The sequence below is a fragment of the Rhizobium sp. GR12 genome, from assembly GCF_036596185.1.
Taxonomy (GTDB): Bacteria; Pseudomonadota; Alphaproteobacteria; order Rhizobiales; family Rhizobiaceae; genus Agrobacterium; species Agrobacterium nepotum.
On record NZ_JASXTH010000017.1, the window covers coordinates 56,555 to 73,319 of the forward strand.

The window sequence follows — 16,765 nt, forward strand, 5'->3', positions numbered from 1 at the left end:
AAAAAACTCCTTTTCGCATATGCGAAATAAATCGCTTTGGCCAGATAAATTTACAGCCGATGATTTAGCGTGAAATCTGCCTCGAAGAACTGATCTGAGCCGGTTTCCGAGACGTCAGCCAAACCCAGGAAAATTTTACTTATCGTAGCTGCGCAAATTTCCGCACCATCTCTTCCGGATGTGTCGATCGCTCAGTGATTTGCCTTGCCCGTACGGGAGCAAGCCGTAGAAACCTATCCTGCGATACCAAAAATCCCATGAAAAAATAGACCAGTTCGGACTGGTGTAGCGGGTTAAGCAGCGATAGCGCTGCAATCGGCGCCAACACCTTGGTGGCGGAGTTTCCTACTCCGGCGAAGATCACTAACCACAGAGCAAAGCCGAACGGGCCAGCTATAATCCAGAGGTCAAGCGGAACGGAGAACACCGAGTTTGTGCCCTCTCCCAGCCCTTTTACCACGATCCAGGTGTTAGAGAAAAACGCTTCCACAAACCCCAAGCCGTAGCCTGTCGGGTTGGCTCGTAACAGATCGAGACTAACGGTGAACGCAAGCCCACGTTCTTCCTCAAGTTTAACTGCCAATCTATCGCCGGTGAATTCTTCCGCAAAAATTGACAGGTAAAACATTGCGCCGATGATGACAGGCAGGATTCTTATCCACAAAGGCAGTCTTGACTGTAGGAGAAAGACGATCCCAACAGCGACGAACGTCGTCTTCGAACCAGACAGAAGCGTGACGGCCACGTTAAGGCCGAAGAACAGCAAGAACCCCCAGTTGCTGCGATTCCGCATGAGCAGGACATAGGAGAACAGGAGAAAATAGACCGCCAGCCAATTGCGCTCTCTAAACGTCCCATGCAATGCGCCCTGTCCAAAGCTGATTTCCTCATAGATCACCGGTAAATGCAGCGCTTGCACCGAGTATTGAAAAATGAGGAATATAAATAGGAAGCTGTAGCCAAGTGGCAGTGCGCGGTCACCAAAACGCAATCCCAGCCATTTACCCACGACATAAAAGGCAGGATAGAAAAGCAGGAATTTGATGACCTGATCCATTTCCTTTATGCGCGTGTAGTCTTGCATGAAGGTTAGTGCCAGCGTGAAATAGATGAAGGCCGTGTAGGCGATCAGTTCCGCTGCCGACACCCTTGGTCGATCGTAGAACAACATCATCGCAAACGCGATCAATACCCAGAGATGGGCGGGCTGCGCAATTGACAACCTCACGACCTGGAGTGGCATTAAAAGCAGGCCAGCGATCAGAATTATCTCCAGGAGGCCCATCCGCCGCGTGGGAATCGTATTGCGTGTTTCCCTTTGCGGCAACGACCAAGGCCGACGGTAGGTGGTATTCACCCATGTATTCCTTTAAAAATGGGGCGCATCGCTCTGAGAAAAATCGGTTTACCCAATTAAATTTGGAGTATGGCGGTATTTTTTTAGTATAGACAGTACTTAACAGGCCAATTAATAATAATTTATTCCTTATGCGCTGATTTATATTGTTTTTCACAATTTAATAATATTGCGTTATGTGAGTCTATTGTATTAACGTTGGCATTTCTGTGTGGAGGCTATTGTGACGTGCGGTGTTTTTTTGCCAGGTAGCGCAACGGTAGGCTCCTGCCACGGGCGGGATAATGCAACTATCCTGTCGATCAAAACCTTGGATCCTTCAGGCCCGCTCAACGGTGCAAGGTAAATACTGTGAGCGTGGTCGGCCGTGTATGAAAAAGGCCCTCCTGGCACCTGGAACCAAAAATACTTATCTGCAATCAGCTGGTCGCCCCCGATCGTATCAAAACAACTCATCGGCGGTGCAGCTCCGAGATTGGCGACCTTCTCATTTTTCATCGTGCCGCCCACGCGAATGGCGGCATAGAGCCACCATTTTCCGGATTTGGGTAATTTGTCAAACTTCAACTGCGTATTCCAGCCCGGTTTGCTTCGATCAAGAGCGATCGCTGCCCCGTCAGAGGCGAGGGGATCGGCTACGATCGCGCTTTTCCCGCCGGCGAAGCGTTGGAATGAGATATCCTGTATGTCTTTCCAGTCGACTCCATCTGCGGCGATATCCGGCTTTTGGGGCGCTCGCCTCTCGATGGCCAGAAGGGAGGCCAGAGCTTCGATCTTGTCACCTTGAATATATTCCTTCACGCCGGCTTGCGAGATCGCTTTCCAAAACCTGTGAGAGCGTTGATCCTTGCTCATGTTCACGTCGAAGCCGATCTGGTCTCGCAAGGCCGAATATTCATTCCGGCGCAACAGGATCACGTAGTCCACCGGTATGCGGGCCGTCTGCACCCGTGCTTCATAGCGAGTTCCCCGGACAGACGCCTCGGCTTTGTCGAACAGCCCGTCAGCCCGCTTGACAAATTCCGCATCAAACATACGCATGTCGACCGTTGTCTTTTCTGCCAGAATATCATCGGTGCGGTTGATCTTGTCATGGTAGAAACGGATGTATTCGAGGATGGCTGGGGCCGCAGGACCGTAATACGTCTCGCAGAATTCGCGCACCAACGCCTCGATATCCTGTCCCGGTTCCCACAGCAGGCGAGCAATCATCCATGCCCTGAGGCTGGAAAATTCAGCGCCCGGTGTGTCGAAGCTACCTTCCCCCATGTATCCTCCGACATGTTTCAGTGAGGCGAGCCACTGAATCGATCTACCGAGCGGAAAGATGTTCGGAGTAGGCTGAATGAAGCCGGCAAAATTTGTGATGTGATCCCAAATGAGAACATTGCGGGCAATCTTATTCCAGCCGGCAATATCCTCGCCCAGGGTAGCGTTAGCGGGGCCGTTTAGTGCGTCGCGATAATTGACGTGGATCGTCATCGGATAAACGAGGATGTGATCCGGTACGGTCATGCCTTCCGGTGGTGTGAAACTCCAGTGATAGGCGTTGAAGGCGAGGCGAGCGCCGGGTAGTTCGGTGCGGACACGTCGGGCGACGTCGATCATCATATCCAGCCGGGGCGCCGAAGCGTGCCCGCCATGGCGATTGGCGAACGCCTTGCTCTCGGCATCCATATCCCAGCCCCAATCCATATCGTGAATGGCGAACCAGATACTCCGGTAGTCTGGTAACAAGCGTAGTCGCCCGATAACCACGCGGGCCATCTCCGCGCGCATCTCCTCATTCATCATTGCCAGTTGGCCACCGGCGTACCACTCCGGATGACTTGGCTTGTAGATCGCGGGCGGTAACAATTGATAGAAATTGGCGATGATGCCCTTGCTTGCCCAGTCTCTATTCCAGCTATCGAGCGCTGGCGGTGACGGTTGAGAAGAAGGCCCGTGAGATTCGCCGCTCATCAGGTTGCGCTGACGCCATGCCTTGTCCTGAGCCTCAACGCTGAGCACCTCGCGAAAGTCAAAACGCGGAACCTGTCGCTCCTGTTGAGGTGGCAGTGTTATGTTCGGCGTCAGCGGAAGGTGTGTCACGTCGGGCGCCAACCACCGAATTCCGAGCTTACGATCAAGGAACCAGTTGACGCCATACATGGTTCCGCGCGGTGTACGTCCGGCAATCAGGATGTGGGGGCCAAACGAGCGTATAATGAAGCCATCGTCCCCTAGTTCGTCAAAATCGGCCTCGGTGAATGCCTTGCGCGCGAACGCGTTAAGACGGCCGACAACGAGCAGCGGCGGCTGTGCGACAGCCTCATCTACAGATAGCTGTGTGGGGCCTACCGCGCCCGCCACCTTCGCGGAAAAAACCGAGAGATCGGCGGCAGCCTGAAGAGTCATCACGTCTTCATCGCGGCCGACATGCACACGCATCTTCATTTCCCCCGCTATCGCCAGCCGATGGCGCCCATCCGGCGGAGCGGGACGAGTAAGCTGGTTTTTCAAGAGTTCGGCATTGGATGCCGGATCCGCAGGTGATGGAAACCACTCGGCCGCGAGTATCGGGCGGGCGGCCTGGGCGGCGGAGGTTGCCGGCTCTTCCGTCTCCACAACGGAAATGCCGGTGAACGCTGCTGTACCTGGAGTGCACGGAGCTTTTCGAAGATAAAGAATCATCTGATCCGCTTTGGGCGGCACGGTAAAAGTGATGGCATGCGACTGCCATTTGGCCGCGCCGCCACCCGTAACGAGGGCTGCTTTCTCAGTTCGTAAAACTGGAGCTGCGGTGCAATGTCCGATCTTGCGGCCGTCTACCGTGACGCTCGAAGGTCCTTGCCACTCATCGGTGACGCCTGGGCCACGAAAGCTCATCTGTACATAAATCGTACCAGGTTGCGTAGCCTCGCCAAGGACCTCTATCGAGAGGCGATAGTTGCGGTTGCCCGACACGCCGATTTTCTCTTGTACTACCATACCGGATGGCACGGCGACGGATTCGCGTCCACTCACTTTGCGGGCGCGTATACCTGCGCCTTGCGACCACCATGGGGGGACATTGCCTGCGAAGAAGCCGTTTTTCACGAGTTCGTGCTGTTGGGTAAAAGCGGAAACAGGAAGAAAATTGAGCGCCGCGAAAAGGCAAGCAACAATTGGTCGAATAAGCCCTTTCATCGTTATTCCTTAAATTATATTTAAATAAATTTTAAATGTATTTCACATCGAGCGATAGGCATGAGTAATATTTCGATTCTCGCTCTTTATGTTCGTACGTATGCTTGAAAGTACGATTTTTGATCAAAAATAGAATTTGTTTTCGCTTAACATACAACTATAGGAAGGTAACATCGTCTCAACTTTAATCCATCGAAAACGTAATCGCGAGCGTAAACTCATGCCGTGAGTTCCGGTCGGTGGGGAAGCTCCTCCCGACCTGAACACCTGCTCCCGGCTCTAAGGCTGTCGAAACAGAGTCTATGCCGGCTCGTCCTGACTGGTCGGGGGCGACATTGTGGGAACGTTTGCAGTTGGGCTCCGCCGTCGTCCATACCGTTCTGTTCCCGGAGGATGCAGACACAACGTGACAATGGGTGCGATAAATATGGCGTAGGTCATAGCGAAGCCGGGAATCTGCAGCGAAAAATCAAGTGTCGAATGCAGTGCGACAAGCAGCAGCCCGGCAAGGCCGAGATGGGAGGCGTAGCGATAGGTTTTGCGTTTGCGCGCTCCGTAAATAAAAATGGCCACTTGGGTGAGTACAAAAAAAGCCGCGTAAAACGGGAATGCGATGCCGAGCGTCAGCAAGCCCTCGGCATAGACATTATGTGCATGGGTGACAACGGCGTTCACCCCGCATTGCGGCGCATGATAGGAAGCATATGTTTCCGCAAAGCTCGCGAGACCTGATCCCCACGGCCAATTATCGGTGATGGCGCGCATGATGCCCGGCATGTAGCAGAAGCGCAGGTCGTCCTCCAATCGCGTTTCCATGCGAAGTGCCACCCGATTAGCGAAAAGCGAGAACAGGCCAACGGCAATGATAAGCATGGTCACTGCCAGCCGTTTCGATCCGCCCGATTTGTCCCGTAAGGGAGCCGCATTGCGCCCGGTTCTGGGTGGGGAATTGAATACGGTGAGAAGGATGAGGAAAAGCAGCGCCGCAAAACTCGACATAATCCCCGCGCGCGATCCGGTCAGCATCAATGCGATGAAGCAAAAGGCGGTGAGCATACCGACGAAGGCGGCGCTGCGGATGAGGCGCTTCTGTTTATCCGGCACGGTCAGGCGATTTGCCACCAGAGCCCTGACCATTTCCCAGTTCGGCGCCAGGAGCCTTTTATGCAGCAGCGCAAGGAGTGTAAGCAGGATGAGGCCGAAAAAAGTCGCGGCCGTATTGCGATTGATGAACAGGCCAGTCAGGCTCTCAAGATAGAAGCGTTTCTGAATAAGGCCCAGCGTTTCGGGGAAAAACTGGAACTGCACGATCGACCATAGTGCGAGCCAGCCGCCGCCGATTGCGAGCCATCGCAACGCTCTTCCGGCGCGCTCGCTGGTATCGAAAATCACAAGGCCGGTTATGAAGGTGCCGAAGGGCAGGGCAGCGCTAAGCAGGCCGAGCCGATCGTCTGCCGGTGTGAGGGACGTCGTGGCGGCTGGTGCCGTCTGTGTGAACATTGTGGCGACGGACCAGGCGGGATTGGGGGTGGCGATGCCCGGCAACGACAATGACTGTAGCCGCATCTGGACGATAAGCGCTCCCAGCAAGATGCACGCAGCTGCCAGCGCCTTACCGGCACCGGCCCGGGGCGGCCCCAACACAAGGATGGCAGGCACCAGCAAGAGATAAATTCCAAGCGTGATGACGATGCGGCTTTCGATCTCTGTCGCACCGCGATTGAGAAGCGCGAACAGGAAAATCGCCCAGAACGCGACCGTAACAGCCACTCTGAAGTAATATTGAAGCGCGATTGGTCGCGCTGGACGGGAAGGCAATGGTTCTGATCGGGTTTCGATAGGCGGCATGGATTTTAGCTTTGCGGAAGCGTTTGTTTTGGTGATGTCAGCAGCGTAGAGGCGGAGCTTGGCCACGCCGCCGTCTTTTCTTCAGGGGAGGCGAGCGGCTTTGGTTGTTTTATGCTCCGCCGGCGGCTTCTGCGGGCAGACCTTAGTCAAGGTCCAGCGCAGGGCATCACCCCCTTTGCTGCAGACGATTGCTGTGTCCGCTTCACGGGACCCCTTTGCCTGAGGTAATACGTCTTGTGGAAATTGCTGCCACATCACGAAGCGTCCACGTATCAGGTTGGCGTCGGACGGACCGTAATGGTGGGAAAGATTCATCAACACGGCGATTTCCATGGGTGAGGCGTTCCGCAGGGAACGAACCATGGCAAGGCGCAACCACACGTCGCCGTTGGCAGGAAGACAAAACAGAGCGTGACGAATATAGGTCTCGGCAAAGCCAAGACGCTTCGCTCCGTCCTCGAGGGCCTGATCCTTGCCGTTTGCATCGAGGTCGGCAAGAACGAGCCGCAGTCCGGCCTTGACGATATCCGAGCGGCAGATTTTTTCTTCGACGACGGGCCGAAGTCTCTCGACGGTCTTTGTCAGGACATTGGGTGCCAGGCCGTTTTTTGCGTCGGCAATCTTCGCCATCGCAACAATATCGGAAAAACGCCGTGTTGCGGAAAAAGCCTCTGCTGCGACGGATAAAACGAACAGGGAAATGATGAGAACCGGCGCAACCTTAGCGATTTTACGCAGGGCTCTCACACGGCTCTGTCTAGTCATGATAATATCGCGTGTAGCGCGAATGATAATATTCACTCGAGCCGTAAGCTCGGTACAGCTTCAGTTTTTCCGTATCGACCTTGTTGAGGATGACGCCAAGGCACTTCTTGCGAATATGGACTTCGTTTTCGATGGTGTTTCGCACCGCCTTGCGGGCGGTTTTGCCCCATTCGGTAACGAAGATAAAACCATCGATCCGTCCAGCCATGGCGCGGGCGTCGATGACCGGCCCGAGTGGCGGCAAATCTACGATAATATAGTCAAAAGCGCCGCTCGCCTCGGCCAGCAATTTATGCATCTGTGCCGACGTCAATAACTCGGAGGAATGCGGTACGCGCTGCTTGACGGCCGTGGGCAGGAACACCAGCCGCGTCTTTTCGTCGTGCACCAGCACATCCCGCATATTGCGGCCCTCCATCAGCACTTCAAGCAGGCCTTCACCGGCGTGACGCGCCAAAGCGCGCGTGGCACCCGGATTGCGAATATCGGCATCAAGCAGCAATACTCTTGCTCCCTGTCCTGCCAGAAGTTGCGCCAGATTGATGGAGATCGTCGATTTTCCCTCACCCGGCAAGGCAGATACGACACCCACCACCCGCGCGCCGGTTTTTGCGGGAATGCCTAGATCTATGGCAAGCCGGGTACTGCGCAGCGTCTCTGCGAAGGAGGATAGCGGGTGGTCGACGGCGTAGCGGCCGATACTGGAAGGGCGTGTCGCGGTCGAATCGCCCTCCTTTTCATTCGGCAGGACGTCTGTGGAAGATTTGTTATGAATGAGGGGGGTGTTACCCAGAAATTCGAGTCCGAGAACATCGCGGACCTGCTCGCCGGTGCGGAAAAACCGGTCTCGGAATTCACGGAACGCGGCAGCGCCGCCACCGGCAACGGCTCCCAGGAACATGAACAGGGCCAAAACCAGCGGTTTGTTTGGTTTGCTCGGATTCTCAGGAGGCATTGCCTTGGAAATTACGCGCGCTTCCGTCACCGGGAAGGATTGCTGCTGCATCGCCTCCTGGTAACGCTGCAGAAAGGTTTGATACATGTTCTTATAGGTCTCGGCTTCGCGCTGCAATTCGCGAAGCTGAACCTGCGTCTGGCTGGCCGAATTGGTCACGTCGGTGGCCTTGGCGACGCTCTCCCGAAGTGATTTTTCCTTCGCCTCCGAGACCTCCAGATCGCTTTTGTAACTTTGCGCGATCCGGCGGACTTCCTGGAACATCAGCCGGCGGTATTCCTGCATTTCGTTGCGCAGACGCACCGCCTGAACATGGTTGCTGCCGAGACGGCTGGTGATTCCAGCTTCGAGCTTCGAGGACTCGAGATATTTCTTGCGCAGATCGTTTGCGACCGAACTGTCGAGAATGTCCGTGACGACAGCATCGACATCGTCGGTAGCGAGAATATATTCGATACGCTTCAGGCGTGCTTGCGCCCGGGCTGTTTCCGACTGCGCCAGAATCAGTGCGCTATTAGACTCGGCGAGTTGCTGATCGGATAGCAGGCCATTAGTTCCGGTCGTGATCAAATTGTGTTCGGCACGAAATTTCTGCACCGCAAAATCGGTATCGAGCGCCCTCTGGCGCAACTCCGCTATACGGTCGGACAGCCAGTCGCTCGCGCGTTTCGTTGCCTCGTATTTGGAGTTCAGCTTGTCCACCAGATAGGCGGATGCTACGGCGTTGACGACCTGGGCGGCAAGAGTAGGCGATGTCGAGTTGTAGGTCAGTTCGAGCGCGTAAGTGCGGCCGATACGGGTGACGGAGAGGTTGTCCAGCAGCCGGTCCGACAAGGCCCTTTTAAGGGTCTTGTCATCAACGACCGCCTCTTTCTCCGGTGAAAACCATTGCGAAACATTGATGATCGAACGGACGGTGTCGAATATCGAGCTTAAAAGCGAAGCGCGCTTTGCTCCGAATTCCTGATTTTCCACCAGGTTTAGACTGTCAACGACGGCAAGCCCGATGGTTTCCGATTGCAGGACCTCGACCTGGCTGAGAATGGAGGCCTCGTCCTCTACGACGCCGCCAATCGCCGAAAGCTGCTCGACGATCTGGCTGTTGTTGCGGTCGATCAGCAAGGTTGCCTTCGCTGAATAGATCGGAACTGCCGTCACCGTATAGGTCAGCCCGATTGCACCGGCGACCGCGATGGCTGCGAGGACGATGCGCCACTGCCGGCGGATCGTTGCAAGAGCGGTTTCGATATCGATAAGGTCGTCCGTAAACTTGCCTTTATCGTAATCGGCCGCCGTCAAGGGATCATGCCTTTGCAACAACTTTCAGCCTCGCTCATTTCGGTGGATGTGGCACCCGCTGACTTCCGGTTGCGCCGCAGGGCAGGTGGCTGCCACCCTCGCAAGGGTGGCCCTGCAAAGCTAAGCTCAAATTGGACTTGTGCTGGTTGGGGTGCTGGTGCTGCCGGTTGAAACCGAAAAGAACAGCGAAATGCCCGGGGTACCGGTTGAAGACGTTCCGCCACCGCTACCGCCACCTCCAGTTGGTGCGGCGCCGCCACCGGCCTGTGCAGTGCCTTCAGACGCACCCGTGCCTCCACCTATGCTGTTGGCGCTGGCAGGCGTGGAACCGGCACCACCGATCGGCGATGCCGCCGCGGCGGCAGCTGCAGGTGCGGCCGGACCGGCCGCCGTTCCCTCGATGTTTTCGCTAAAGGCGATGAGAAGATCGGAGGGTACGCCGGTACCCTTCGTCTGCAACTGGATGGCGGCCGCGAGTATGCTGTCGCCCCTCTGCATCGCTGTAGAATAGGCCAGTGCCAGGCCTTCGCCGACAACTTCCGAAAAGTCCTTGTTGGCAACCTTCTGCGCGAGTGCGACGATCATGGATAGCTGGCTTGAATCGCTTAGTACCAGAGCGGAAACCTGTTCGGAGAACTGCGCTGCGCTTGTGGAAACGGCGATGATGGGAAATCCGCTCGTCACTCTTCCGGTCATGTCTGCCGCTGCCGCATCCGTATTTGACGCAAGGACGATCAGGTCCTTGATCGTTGTTTGCGTCGGAGACTGTTTGAACAGCTCTGCTGCGGCAAGCGAAACCGTTTCAGGATTGGCGGCATTGACACGGGCAAGAAACGCTGCTGCCGTTTCGTCGGCAGCCTTGACGGGCGAACCGGGTGTGACGATCTGAGCCGGGGTTATTTGCTGCGGTGCAACTGGCGGAGCCGGTTCGACTCCTTGAGCGTTGGCGATTCCTGAAAAAAGGCACAGGCTTGTAGTCAACATGACACTAGAAAGAGTCGAGCCATAAGGAAGGCGGGACATGACAAGTCTCCAAAATTTTAAAAATACGAATTTTAAATATGTGCAATGTCGAACTAAGTTTATTCAACATCTTAAAGTGTACCTTTAAATCGCACAGTCAAAACAAACGATCAAGTGTTAAAATTGCCTCGTGAGCGGAACTTCTCGGTATTCTTAACGGCAGGTCGCGAGGATTTTTCGCCTTGAGACCAGGGCACAGCAAATTTGCGCCGGAATGCTATCAGCCGGGCGCGAAGTTACACGTTTACCGCAGGTTAGGCCGTCTATTATGCAAGTATCATAATTTCTGAATCTATAATTCTCAAAACCGTTAGTCTGCCCGTCGTAAAAGCGCCGGTGTCGATGCCGATGCGTTGCGGACCGCTTTCGGGTGCCGCTACCGGCGTATGGCCGTGGATGACGAGGAGATCAAGGCCGGCTCCTTGTGACAGGAAGGGTTCCCTGATCCACAGCATGTCTTCATCGGTCTGTGCTTCGAGCGGCAACCCCGGTCTGAAGCCGGCATGTACGAAAATGTAAGGTCCGATGCGGGCGTAGATTGGCAGGTTGGATAACAGTTGACGGTGCGTCTGTGGGATAGCGCCGATCAGTGCATCTTTCAACGGCTGAAGCCGCAGGCGGCCCTTGTGCAGGAAATAATCTATATCCACCCCATAGGACAGAAGCGTCTGGCGGCCGCCGAAATCCAGCCAGTGCATGTTGTCTTGCGGATTTTCAAGGAAATCGCTGAAGAGTTGCTCGTGATTGCCACAAAGTGCGATACGACGCAGGGGCGCTGGCGGCGGTTGCAACAGATGCTCGAGAACGCCGCAGGAATCACGTCCGCGATCGACATAGTCGCCCAGGAGAATAACCAGAGCGGGAGACGGATTTCTCGCCAGATCAGCAAGGATTTTCTGCTCTGCCTGCAAAAGCAGATCGAGGCTGCCGTGCACGTCGCCAATGGCGTAGATCGGAAAAGATGGCGATTTTTCGCCAAGGTCTATTCTGCGCCGTCTCCGGTCGTCGCGGAGGACTGGTTGTTTACGACCGCGAATCCAGTTGAGCACTTTGGGCATAGATGCCGATACTGTCTCTCCCGCACAAGGTCAAGGGCGTTGAAAGCGGCGGCTGCGTCGCCCGTTGAGGCAGAGTTGAGACAACGCTTGCTGCATCCGCCGAAGCCCTGTCGGACAACGTGTTCACGGAGGGTGACGGCGAAAACCGGCGTCGATTTTCGCAAAGCACGATGGGTCGGTTGAAGAGGAACAGAACGTCCTCTTTGATGTTCAAAGGATACGGTCCTGTGGACCTAGAGTTTCAGCCAGACACGCGGATTTTCGTGCGACTGGATCTTGATCCATTTCAGATCGACCGCTTTCCACGGCTTGACGACATTGGTGCGGTTGTCCAGCACGAGGTCACCCTGGCTCGTGCTGACGACCAGAACGGCGTGGCCTATGCCCGTTGAAGTGCGTGCCGTGGCGATGCGCAGCGCGCCCGAGGGCCAGCCGGCGCGCAGAAGGCGTTGCCGCTTGGTCACCGCATAGTCGTCACAGTCGCCCTTTGCCGGGCTTAGCTTCCATTCGTCTTCGCCGGTCGATTCGCTGACATAGCTTATCGACGTATTGATCTCGGCGTTGATGCGCTGGAGTTCCGCGCGCGTCTGTTTCGTCAGCTCGATGGTGTCGCGATCGCCAATTCGGACGCATTGGTCGGCGGCGCTGTCGCAAAATTTCGTAAAGGCAATGGGTGCGATGGTGGGGCGGCTTGTCGTCATGAACAGGCCGGGGCGCGATGCCGCAGGGTTCTGCGCAAGGCCAGCAAGCGGAGCAGCCGATGTCGTCGTCGCGATGCTTGCCACCACACTGACGGCAACTGCCAAAGTCTTTGCCAGACGGATTTGTCTCTTCGTCATGTCTTTGCCCTCGCACAGTTGTCTTCTCTTGTGTAGGGAACATACGGACCCTTTGTTGCGGGCCGTTTAAGTCGATAGATTGCTTTTTAACGAAAGCTAATTTTATCGCGGCACCATAATGCCGTGCTTGCACTCACCTGCAGCGGGTTCGGCCCTCGGCGTCGATGATGCAAGTCTGTTGCGGGAGAGGGCGTTGGAGCTCGCGCCGGGTATCGGGTGAGGCGCGGCGGCTTGCGGGCGGTCGTTCGTAATTGCGTTGGACTTCGAAATTGCGCCCGCCGATCGTTCCTTGCGCGCCGCCACGGCCATCCGGCGTGACTTCGAAATTTTGATATTGCTGGGCAGGGGCAGAGGCGGCCACACTCATCATGATGGCAAAAGCGCCGGCTGCCAGGCCGCCCCGCAAAGTCGCCTCCTGATGCCTGCGCAACACCATGGCCGTTTCGCCTTCTCTTTTTCAATCATTCGTCGCGATGATCATATCACCGATATCACGTCGAGCGTCAGAATGATTTCCACGCCCGGCGGCGGCCGAATCAACGCGACGCCGCTGTTGCGCATCAACGGAGCGGTCGCCCCGCCGCCTGATGGTTCAGAACGCAAAAAAGACGTTTTTTACGCCGAAAAATTAAGCTCTTCTCCGCTGCATTTATAGGCTTCACAATCCTGTAACAACGGACCTAATATACAAGTGCAGATGCCGAATCGCTCAGGAGAAGCCCTTGACGATTGCAGTTTCACCACAGGCCCTGCCGGCGCTCGTTCTGAACGCGGATTACAGGCCGCTGAGTTATTATCCCTTGTCGTTATGGTCCTGGCAGGACGCGATCAAGGCTGTTTTTCTTGACCGTGTGAACATCATTGCAGAATATGATCATGCGGTGTCGTCCCCCAGCTTTTCCATGCGGCTGCCGAGCGTCGTCAGCCTCAAGACTTACGTGCAGCCCACCCGCAATCCCGCCTTCACCCGCTTCAACGTTTTCCTTCGGGACAAGTTCGAATGCCAGTATTGCAGCTCGCGGGACGACCTGACCTTCGATCATGTGATTCCCCGCGCGCATGGCGGCGAAACCACGTGGCATAATGTCGTGGCGGCGTGCTCTCCCTGTAATCTGAGAAAAGGCAGCAAGCTTCCCAAGCAGGCGGGCATGTTCCCGGCGCAGAAGCCCTTCCAGCCGACGGTTCAGGATTTGCACAATAACGGACGGCTGTTCCCGCCCAATTATCTGCACGAAAGCTGGATGGATTATCTCTACTGGGATACCGAGCTGCAGCCCTGATCTTTTAAGAACTGCAACGCGGCTTTCCGCTTACCGGTTTTTACGGCTTGCGCCGAAAAAGGCGACGACTGCAAGCGCGATGCTTGCAATGACGTTCCAGCCCGCGAAGGAAAGGCCGAGCACCCGAAGTGCAGCGTCGTTGCAGGAGGGAGCCTTGATGGCGTTCAGATTGCCAAGCAGGTCACCGGCATTGGTGGTGATGGACGGGGCGCCGGTGGCGCAGGTGATCGGCCCTGCCCAGAAACCCCACTCAACACCGGAGTGATAGACGCCGAGCCCGGCGCCGATCAGCATCGCCACGCCGATGAGGGCGAGAAGCAGCCGCGTGATCTGAACCGGCAGCTTGAAGATGCTGGTCGCAATGGCCAAAATGCCCAGCGGAATGGCGTAATAATAGGGATCGCGCTGCAAGAGGCACAATGCGCAGGGCGTATAACCGCCAATATGCTGGAAACCGAGGGCAGAGCCGACGGTGAAGATCATTCCCGCCGTTACGCCAAGAGCGGCGAGCGTGCGGCTATTGTCGGCGGTTGTTGCAGTGGCCATGATGTTTTCCCCAAACTTCGCGAAGAAGCAGATATCCCGGACGGGCTTTCAAAAAGGCGGGCGTGATGGCGAAATTAAGTCGCCAGTCTCAACGGTGTGTCACAGGATGCGTCTAATCCAGTCCATTGCGTCTGGCAAATGAAAGCCTGGTAATATTCGGGGCGCGGATGAGCAAAGTTTCGTGAGCGTTTTGGCGACCAAGAAACAATTGACGGGTCTTTTGGAAAGACCCGGATAAAACGAAGAAAATCAATGCGGTTTTGGAAATGGTACCCCAAGCCGGGATCGAACCAGCACTCCTCTCGGAACCGCATTTTGAGTGCGGCGCGTCTACCAATTCCGCCATTGGGGCAACGGTGGTAATGCCACGGCGTCTATCACGGCCAATACCATGCGTGCAACCCCAAAGCTGACTTTTCCTTTTAAATGAGGCGCGTTTCCAGGCGCTATTCCGCGCCTTTTCGGGGCGGAAAATGAGGGTGCGGTGGGGGTCTGACCGTCCCGTAGCGGTACATCGGCGATTACGCGTTAAAGTAATATTAGATTCCACTAATAAATAACTATATACACAATTGCCAATTGAATTATGATGTCGGTGTGGAGTTTCCACGCGGGGCGGGAATAGCCAGAACTCATAGGGAGGAAATTATGAGGGCGCTTTCTCGCAATTTATTGTTGTCTGCCTGCCTGATCTTACCGGTCAACGCCCACGCGCTGGATATCGGGATCGGTGGTGAGAATGGGGTAAATGCCAGCGTGGGTGGTAATGGCAGCGGCGGGCTCGGTGTCGACGCTTCCGTTGGCGGCAGCGGTGGCGTCAATGCCAGTGCTGATGTCGGCGGCAGGAGCGGCGGCGGGCTGGGCGCAGATGTCAACGCGTCGGTCGGCGGCAGCAACGGGGTCAATGCGGATGTCAACGCATCCGTCGGCGGTTCCAGCGGTGTCAACGCGGGCGTCGGTGCTTCGGTTGGCGGCTCCAACGGTATCAATGCCAATGTCGATGCGAATGTGGGCGGATCGAGCGGTCTCGGCCTGGGTGTCGGGGTCGGCATCGGCGGTTCGGGTTCGCCCGGTAATCCTGGCAATCCGGGAAACCCCGGCAACCCGCATAATCCCGGCAACCCGGGATCGGTGTCGCCCGGCGCTATGCGCAATGCCATACAGGCCTATAACGACATGTCGCGAACCGAGCAGATCAAGCTCGTCCGCCGTTGTGCCGATATTCTGGGTGGCGGATACGATGCGGCGCTGACGCAATTGTGCAAGATGATCCGGACGGCCTCGCGCTGACGCGGGATCAACCCTGCCGATCGTCAGATAATATAAACCGAAGGATGCTGCGGCGTCCTTCGGGATTAACTGCTCTTGCGCCCGAAAGAGAGGATTTTCTGGCGCAGGCTGCGGGCGAGGTTGCGGGTGTTGCGGTACATGTCCACCTGCGTGGAAACCTGCCGCACGTCCCGGTCGCTGTTCTGTGCAAGCCCCACGACCAACGTGCCCATTTCCTGACGTTCCTGCCAAAAGCGGCTCATGATCGGGTGATCGGGCACGGCGCAGCTGTCGCTGCGCAGAATATTGGCGTCGTCCAGCTGCCAGCCGGTCAGTTTCTGCACCAGCAGCTTGCCGGGGGAAAATTGCGCATAGGTTTCGTCGAAGGCGGTTTTCCAGGTATAGGCCTCGCCGGCCGTCATGAAGACGATCATGGAGGCGATGGCGCTGCCGTTGAGATCGATGGTGTGGATGCGCACCGCATCCGCCTCGGCCAGGTTGGTGATCGCCTCGCGGGCAAAGGCGGCGCGATAACGGTCGTTGACCAGCGCGCTGCGTTTGCGGCCTTTCCAGCCGCTCGCCTCCAGCGCCAGGAATTCCTCCATGCGGTAGCGTATGTCCTTCGGCTGCCGGGTAACGGTATAGGAGAGGGGCCCGAGTTTTTCGAGCTGCCGCCACTGCCGGCGCATTTCCCGCAGATGGTGCGGCGCGAGTGAACTTCGCAGATAGGCCTCGCCGTCCAGAAGGCTTTCCAGCATCGGCCGCTGATAATTGCCCGTCGTCGTCACCGGCAGGTTGCGGCTAAGCGCAATGGCTTTAAACATGCGGGCAAAAGGCCCCTCAAGCCGCACATCTGGCAGCACCAGAACATTCGGCAAGCGCATTTCCCGGTCGGCAAGCGCATCGAAAAGATTGTCGAGCGTCTCTGCCGCACCCTCGGTATCGACCAGCGGTGTGCCGAGCGGGCCAAATGGATTGGCCCAACCGCGAATAATCGAGGGTCCGATGGAAAAGCCCGGCTTTTCCACGGTAAAGGGCATCAGGAAGCGCATGCGGCTTCTGGCGCCATTCTCGTCGCGAATAAGGGCGAAGCGGACGGATTTGTCTTCGATACGCGGCATTGCGGGCGCAAGAAGCCGACCGGTGAAAAAGACATTCGCCTCCATCACGCGGTTGGACAGGAAGTCGAGTTCTTCCTGCATGTCGTAGCCGAGCCGGCCTGGATAGACGCAGAATTCGCGGCCGTCGCGTCCCACGCGCCGGCTGCTGTCGGCCACGGGGCGGTCACGCTCCGCCGACGCCATCAGCGCAGCGATGCGCGGGTCCTGAAAATCCGGATTCTTTGGGTCGCTGGACAT

Annotated in this window: 13 protein-coding genes and 1 tRNA gene; 3 read left to right on the top strand and 11 right to left on the bottom strand. The window is 56.4% G+C overall.

From position 1 onward, the window contains the following. Window positions 1-139: 139 nt before the first annotated feature. The 8 genes from QSK43_RS23905 to QSK43_RS23940 form a co-directional block, all read right to left on the bottom strand. Window positions 140-1,357: a hypothetical protein gene (locus tag QSK43_RS23905; RefSeq protein WP_332305555.1), complete on the bottom strand. Its 1,218-nt coding sequence runs from the start codon at window positions 1,355-1,357 to the stop codon at window positions 140-142. A gap of 192 nt (window positions 1,358-1,549) precedes the next feature. Continuing rightward, window positions 1,550-4,525, bottom strand: coding sequence for a DUF4838 domain-containing protein (locus tag QSK43_RS23910; RefSeq protein ID WP_332305556.1), 2,976 nt, complete (start codon window positions 4,523-4,525; stop codon window positions 1,550-1,552). A gap of 300 nt (window positions 4,526-4,825) precedes the next feature. Beyond that, the gene (locus QSK43_RS23915) at window positions 4,826-6,373 is read right to left on the bottom strand and encodes an O-antigen ligase family protein (RefSeq protein WP_332305600.1); all 1,548 of its coding nucleotides are present in this window, start codon (window positions 6,371-6,373) and stop codon (window positions 4,826-4,828) included. 81 nt (window positions 6,374-6,454) lie between these two features. Further along, window positions 6,455-7,138, bottom strand: a complete 684-nt coding sequence (locus QSK43_RS23920; protein WP_332305557.1) for a hypothetical protein — start codon at window positions 7,136-7,138, stop codon at window positions 6,455-6,457. Continuing rightward, window positions 7,131-9,392 (bottom strand): polysaccharide biosynthesis tyrosine autokinase, encoded by a 2,262-nt coding sequence (locus tag QSK43_RS23925; RefSeq protein WP_332305558.1) that lies wholly within the window; start codon window positions 9,390-9,392, stop codon window positions 7,131-7,133. Before QSK43_RS23925 ends, QSK43_RS23920 begins: the two co-directional genes overlap by 8 nt. 126 nt (window positions 9,393-9,518) lie before the next feature. Continuing rightward, window positions 9,519-10,415, bottom strand: a complete 897-nt coding sequence (locus tag QSK43_RS23930; RefSeq protein WP_332305559.1) for a hypothetical protein — start codon at window positions 10,413-10,415, stop codon at window positions 9,519-9,521. Between the two features lie 266 nt (window positions 10,416-10,681). Next, a complete protein-coding gene (locus QSK43_RS23935; RefSeq protein ID WP_332305560.1) occupies window positions 10,682-11,473 on the bottom strand; it encodes a metallophosphoesterase family protein in 792 nt (263 codons plus the stop codon). Between the two features lie 233 nt (window positions 11,474-11,706). Further along, window positions 11,707-12,312, bottom strand: coding sequence for a transglutaminase-like cysteine peptidase (locus QSK43_RS23940; protein ID WP_332305561.1), 606 nt, complete (start codon window positions 12,310-12,312; stop codon window positions 11,707-11,709). A 256-nt stretch (window positions 12,313-12,568) separates the two neighbouring features. On the opposite strand from QSK43_RS23940, the gene QSK43_RS23945 reads away from it, so the two are divergent. Beyond that, on the top strand, window positions 12,569-12,967 hold the full coding sequence (locus QSK43_RS23945; protein WP_332305562.1) for a hypothetical protein: 399 nt from the start codon (window positions 12,569-12,571) through the stop codon (window positions 12,965-12,967). A 67-nt stretch (window positions 12,968-13,034) separates the two neighbouring features. After that, the gene (locus QSK43_RS23950; protein WP_045017452.1) at window positions 13,035-13,592 is read left to right on the top strand and encodes an HNH endonuclease; all 558 of its coding nucleotides are present in this window, start codon (window positions 13,035-13,037) and stop codon (window positions 13,590-13,592) included. A gap of 30 nt (window positions 13,593-13,622) precedes the next feature. On the opposite strand, the gene QSK43_RS23955 is transcribed toward QSK43_RS23950, so the two are convergent. Together QSK43_RS23955 and QSK43_RS23960 are read right to left on the bottom strand one after the other, a co-directional pair. Beyond that, window positions 13,623-14,138, bottom strand: a complete 516-nt coding sequence (locus QSK43_RS23955) for a disulfide bond formation protein B (protein ID WP_332305563.1) — start codon at window positions 14,136-14,138, stop codon at window positions 13,623-13,625. A gap of 267 nt (window positions 14,139-14,405) precedes the next feature. Next, a tRNA-Leu gene (locus QSK43_RS23960) sits at window positions 14,406-14,490 on the bottom strand. A gap of 296 nt (window positions 14,491-14,786) precedes the next feature. On the opposite strand from QSK43_RS23960, the gene uppQ reads away from it, so the two are divergent. Continuing rightward, a complete protein-coding gene (gene uppQ / locus QSK43_RS23965) occupies window positions 14,787-15,428 on the top strand; it encodes a polysaccharide biosynthesis GNAT family N-acetyltransferase UppQ (RefSeq protein ID WP_332305564.1) in 642 nt (213 codons plus the stop codon). A gap of 65 nt (window positions 15,429-15,493) precedes the next feature. Here uppQ and QSK43_RS23970 read toward each other — a convergent pair whose 3' ends face one another. Then, window positions 15,494-16,765 (bottom strand): GNAT family N-acetyltransferase, encoded by a 1,272-nt coding sequence (locus QSK43_RS23970; protein WP_332305565.1) that lies wholly within the window; start codon window positions 16,763-16,765, stop codon window positions 15,494-15,496.

What these genes read in the sequence shown, in the direction of transcription:
- QSK43_RS23910 (WP_332305556.1), bottom strand. Translation starts at nt 4,525, where the DNA reads ATGAAAGGGCTTATTCGACCAATTGTTGCTTGCCTTTTCGCGGCGCTC.
- QSK43_RS23915 (WP_332305600.1), bottom strand. Translation starts at nt 6,373, where the DNA reads ATGCCGCCTATCGAAACCCGATCAGAACCATTGCCTTCCCGTCCAGCG.
- QSK43_RS23920 (WP_332305557.1), bottom strand. Translation starts at nt 7,138, where the DNA reads ATGACTAGACAGAGCCGTGTGAGAGCCCTGCGTAAAATCGCTAAGGTT.
- QSK43_RS23930 (WP_332305559.1), bottom strand. Translation starts at nt 10,415, where the DNA reads ATGTCCCGCCTTCCTTATGGCTCGACTCTTTCTAGTGTCATGTTGACT.
- QSK43_RS23935 (WP_332305560.1), bottom strand. Translation starts at nt 11,473, where the DNA reads ATGCCCAAAGTGCTCAACTGGATTCGCGGTCGTAAACAACCAGTCCTC.
- QSK43_RS23940 (WP_332305561.1), bottom strand. Translation starts at nt 12,312, where the DNA reads ATGACGAAGAGACAAATCCGTCTGGCAAAGACTTTGGCAGTTGCCGTC.
- QSK43_RS23955 (WP_332305563.1), bottom strand. Translation starts at nt 14,138, where the DNA reads ATGGCCACTGCAACAACCGCCGACAATAGCCGCACGCTCGCCGCTCTT.
- uppQ (WP_332305564.1), top strand. Translation starts at nt 14,787, where the DNA reads ATGAGGGCGCTTTCTCGCAATTTATTGTTGTCTGCCTGCCTGATCTTA.
- QSK43_RS23970 (WP_332305565.1), bottom strand. Translation starts at nt 16,765, where the DNA reads ATGTCCAGCGACCCAAAGAATCCGGATTTTCAGGACCCGCGCATCGCT.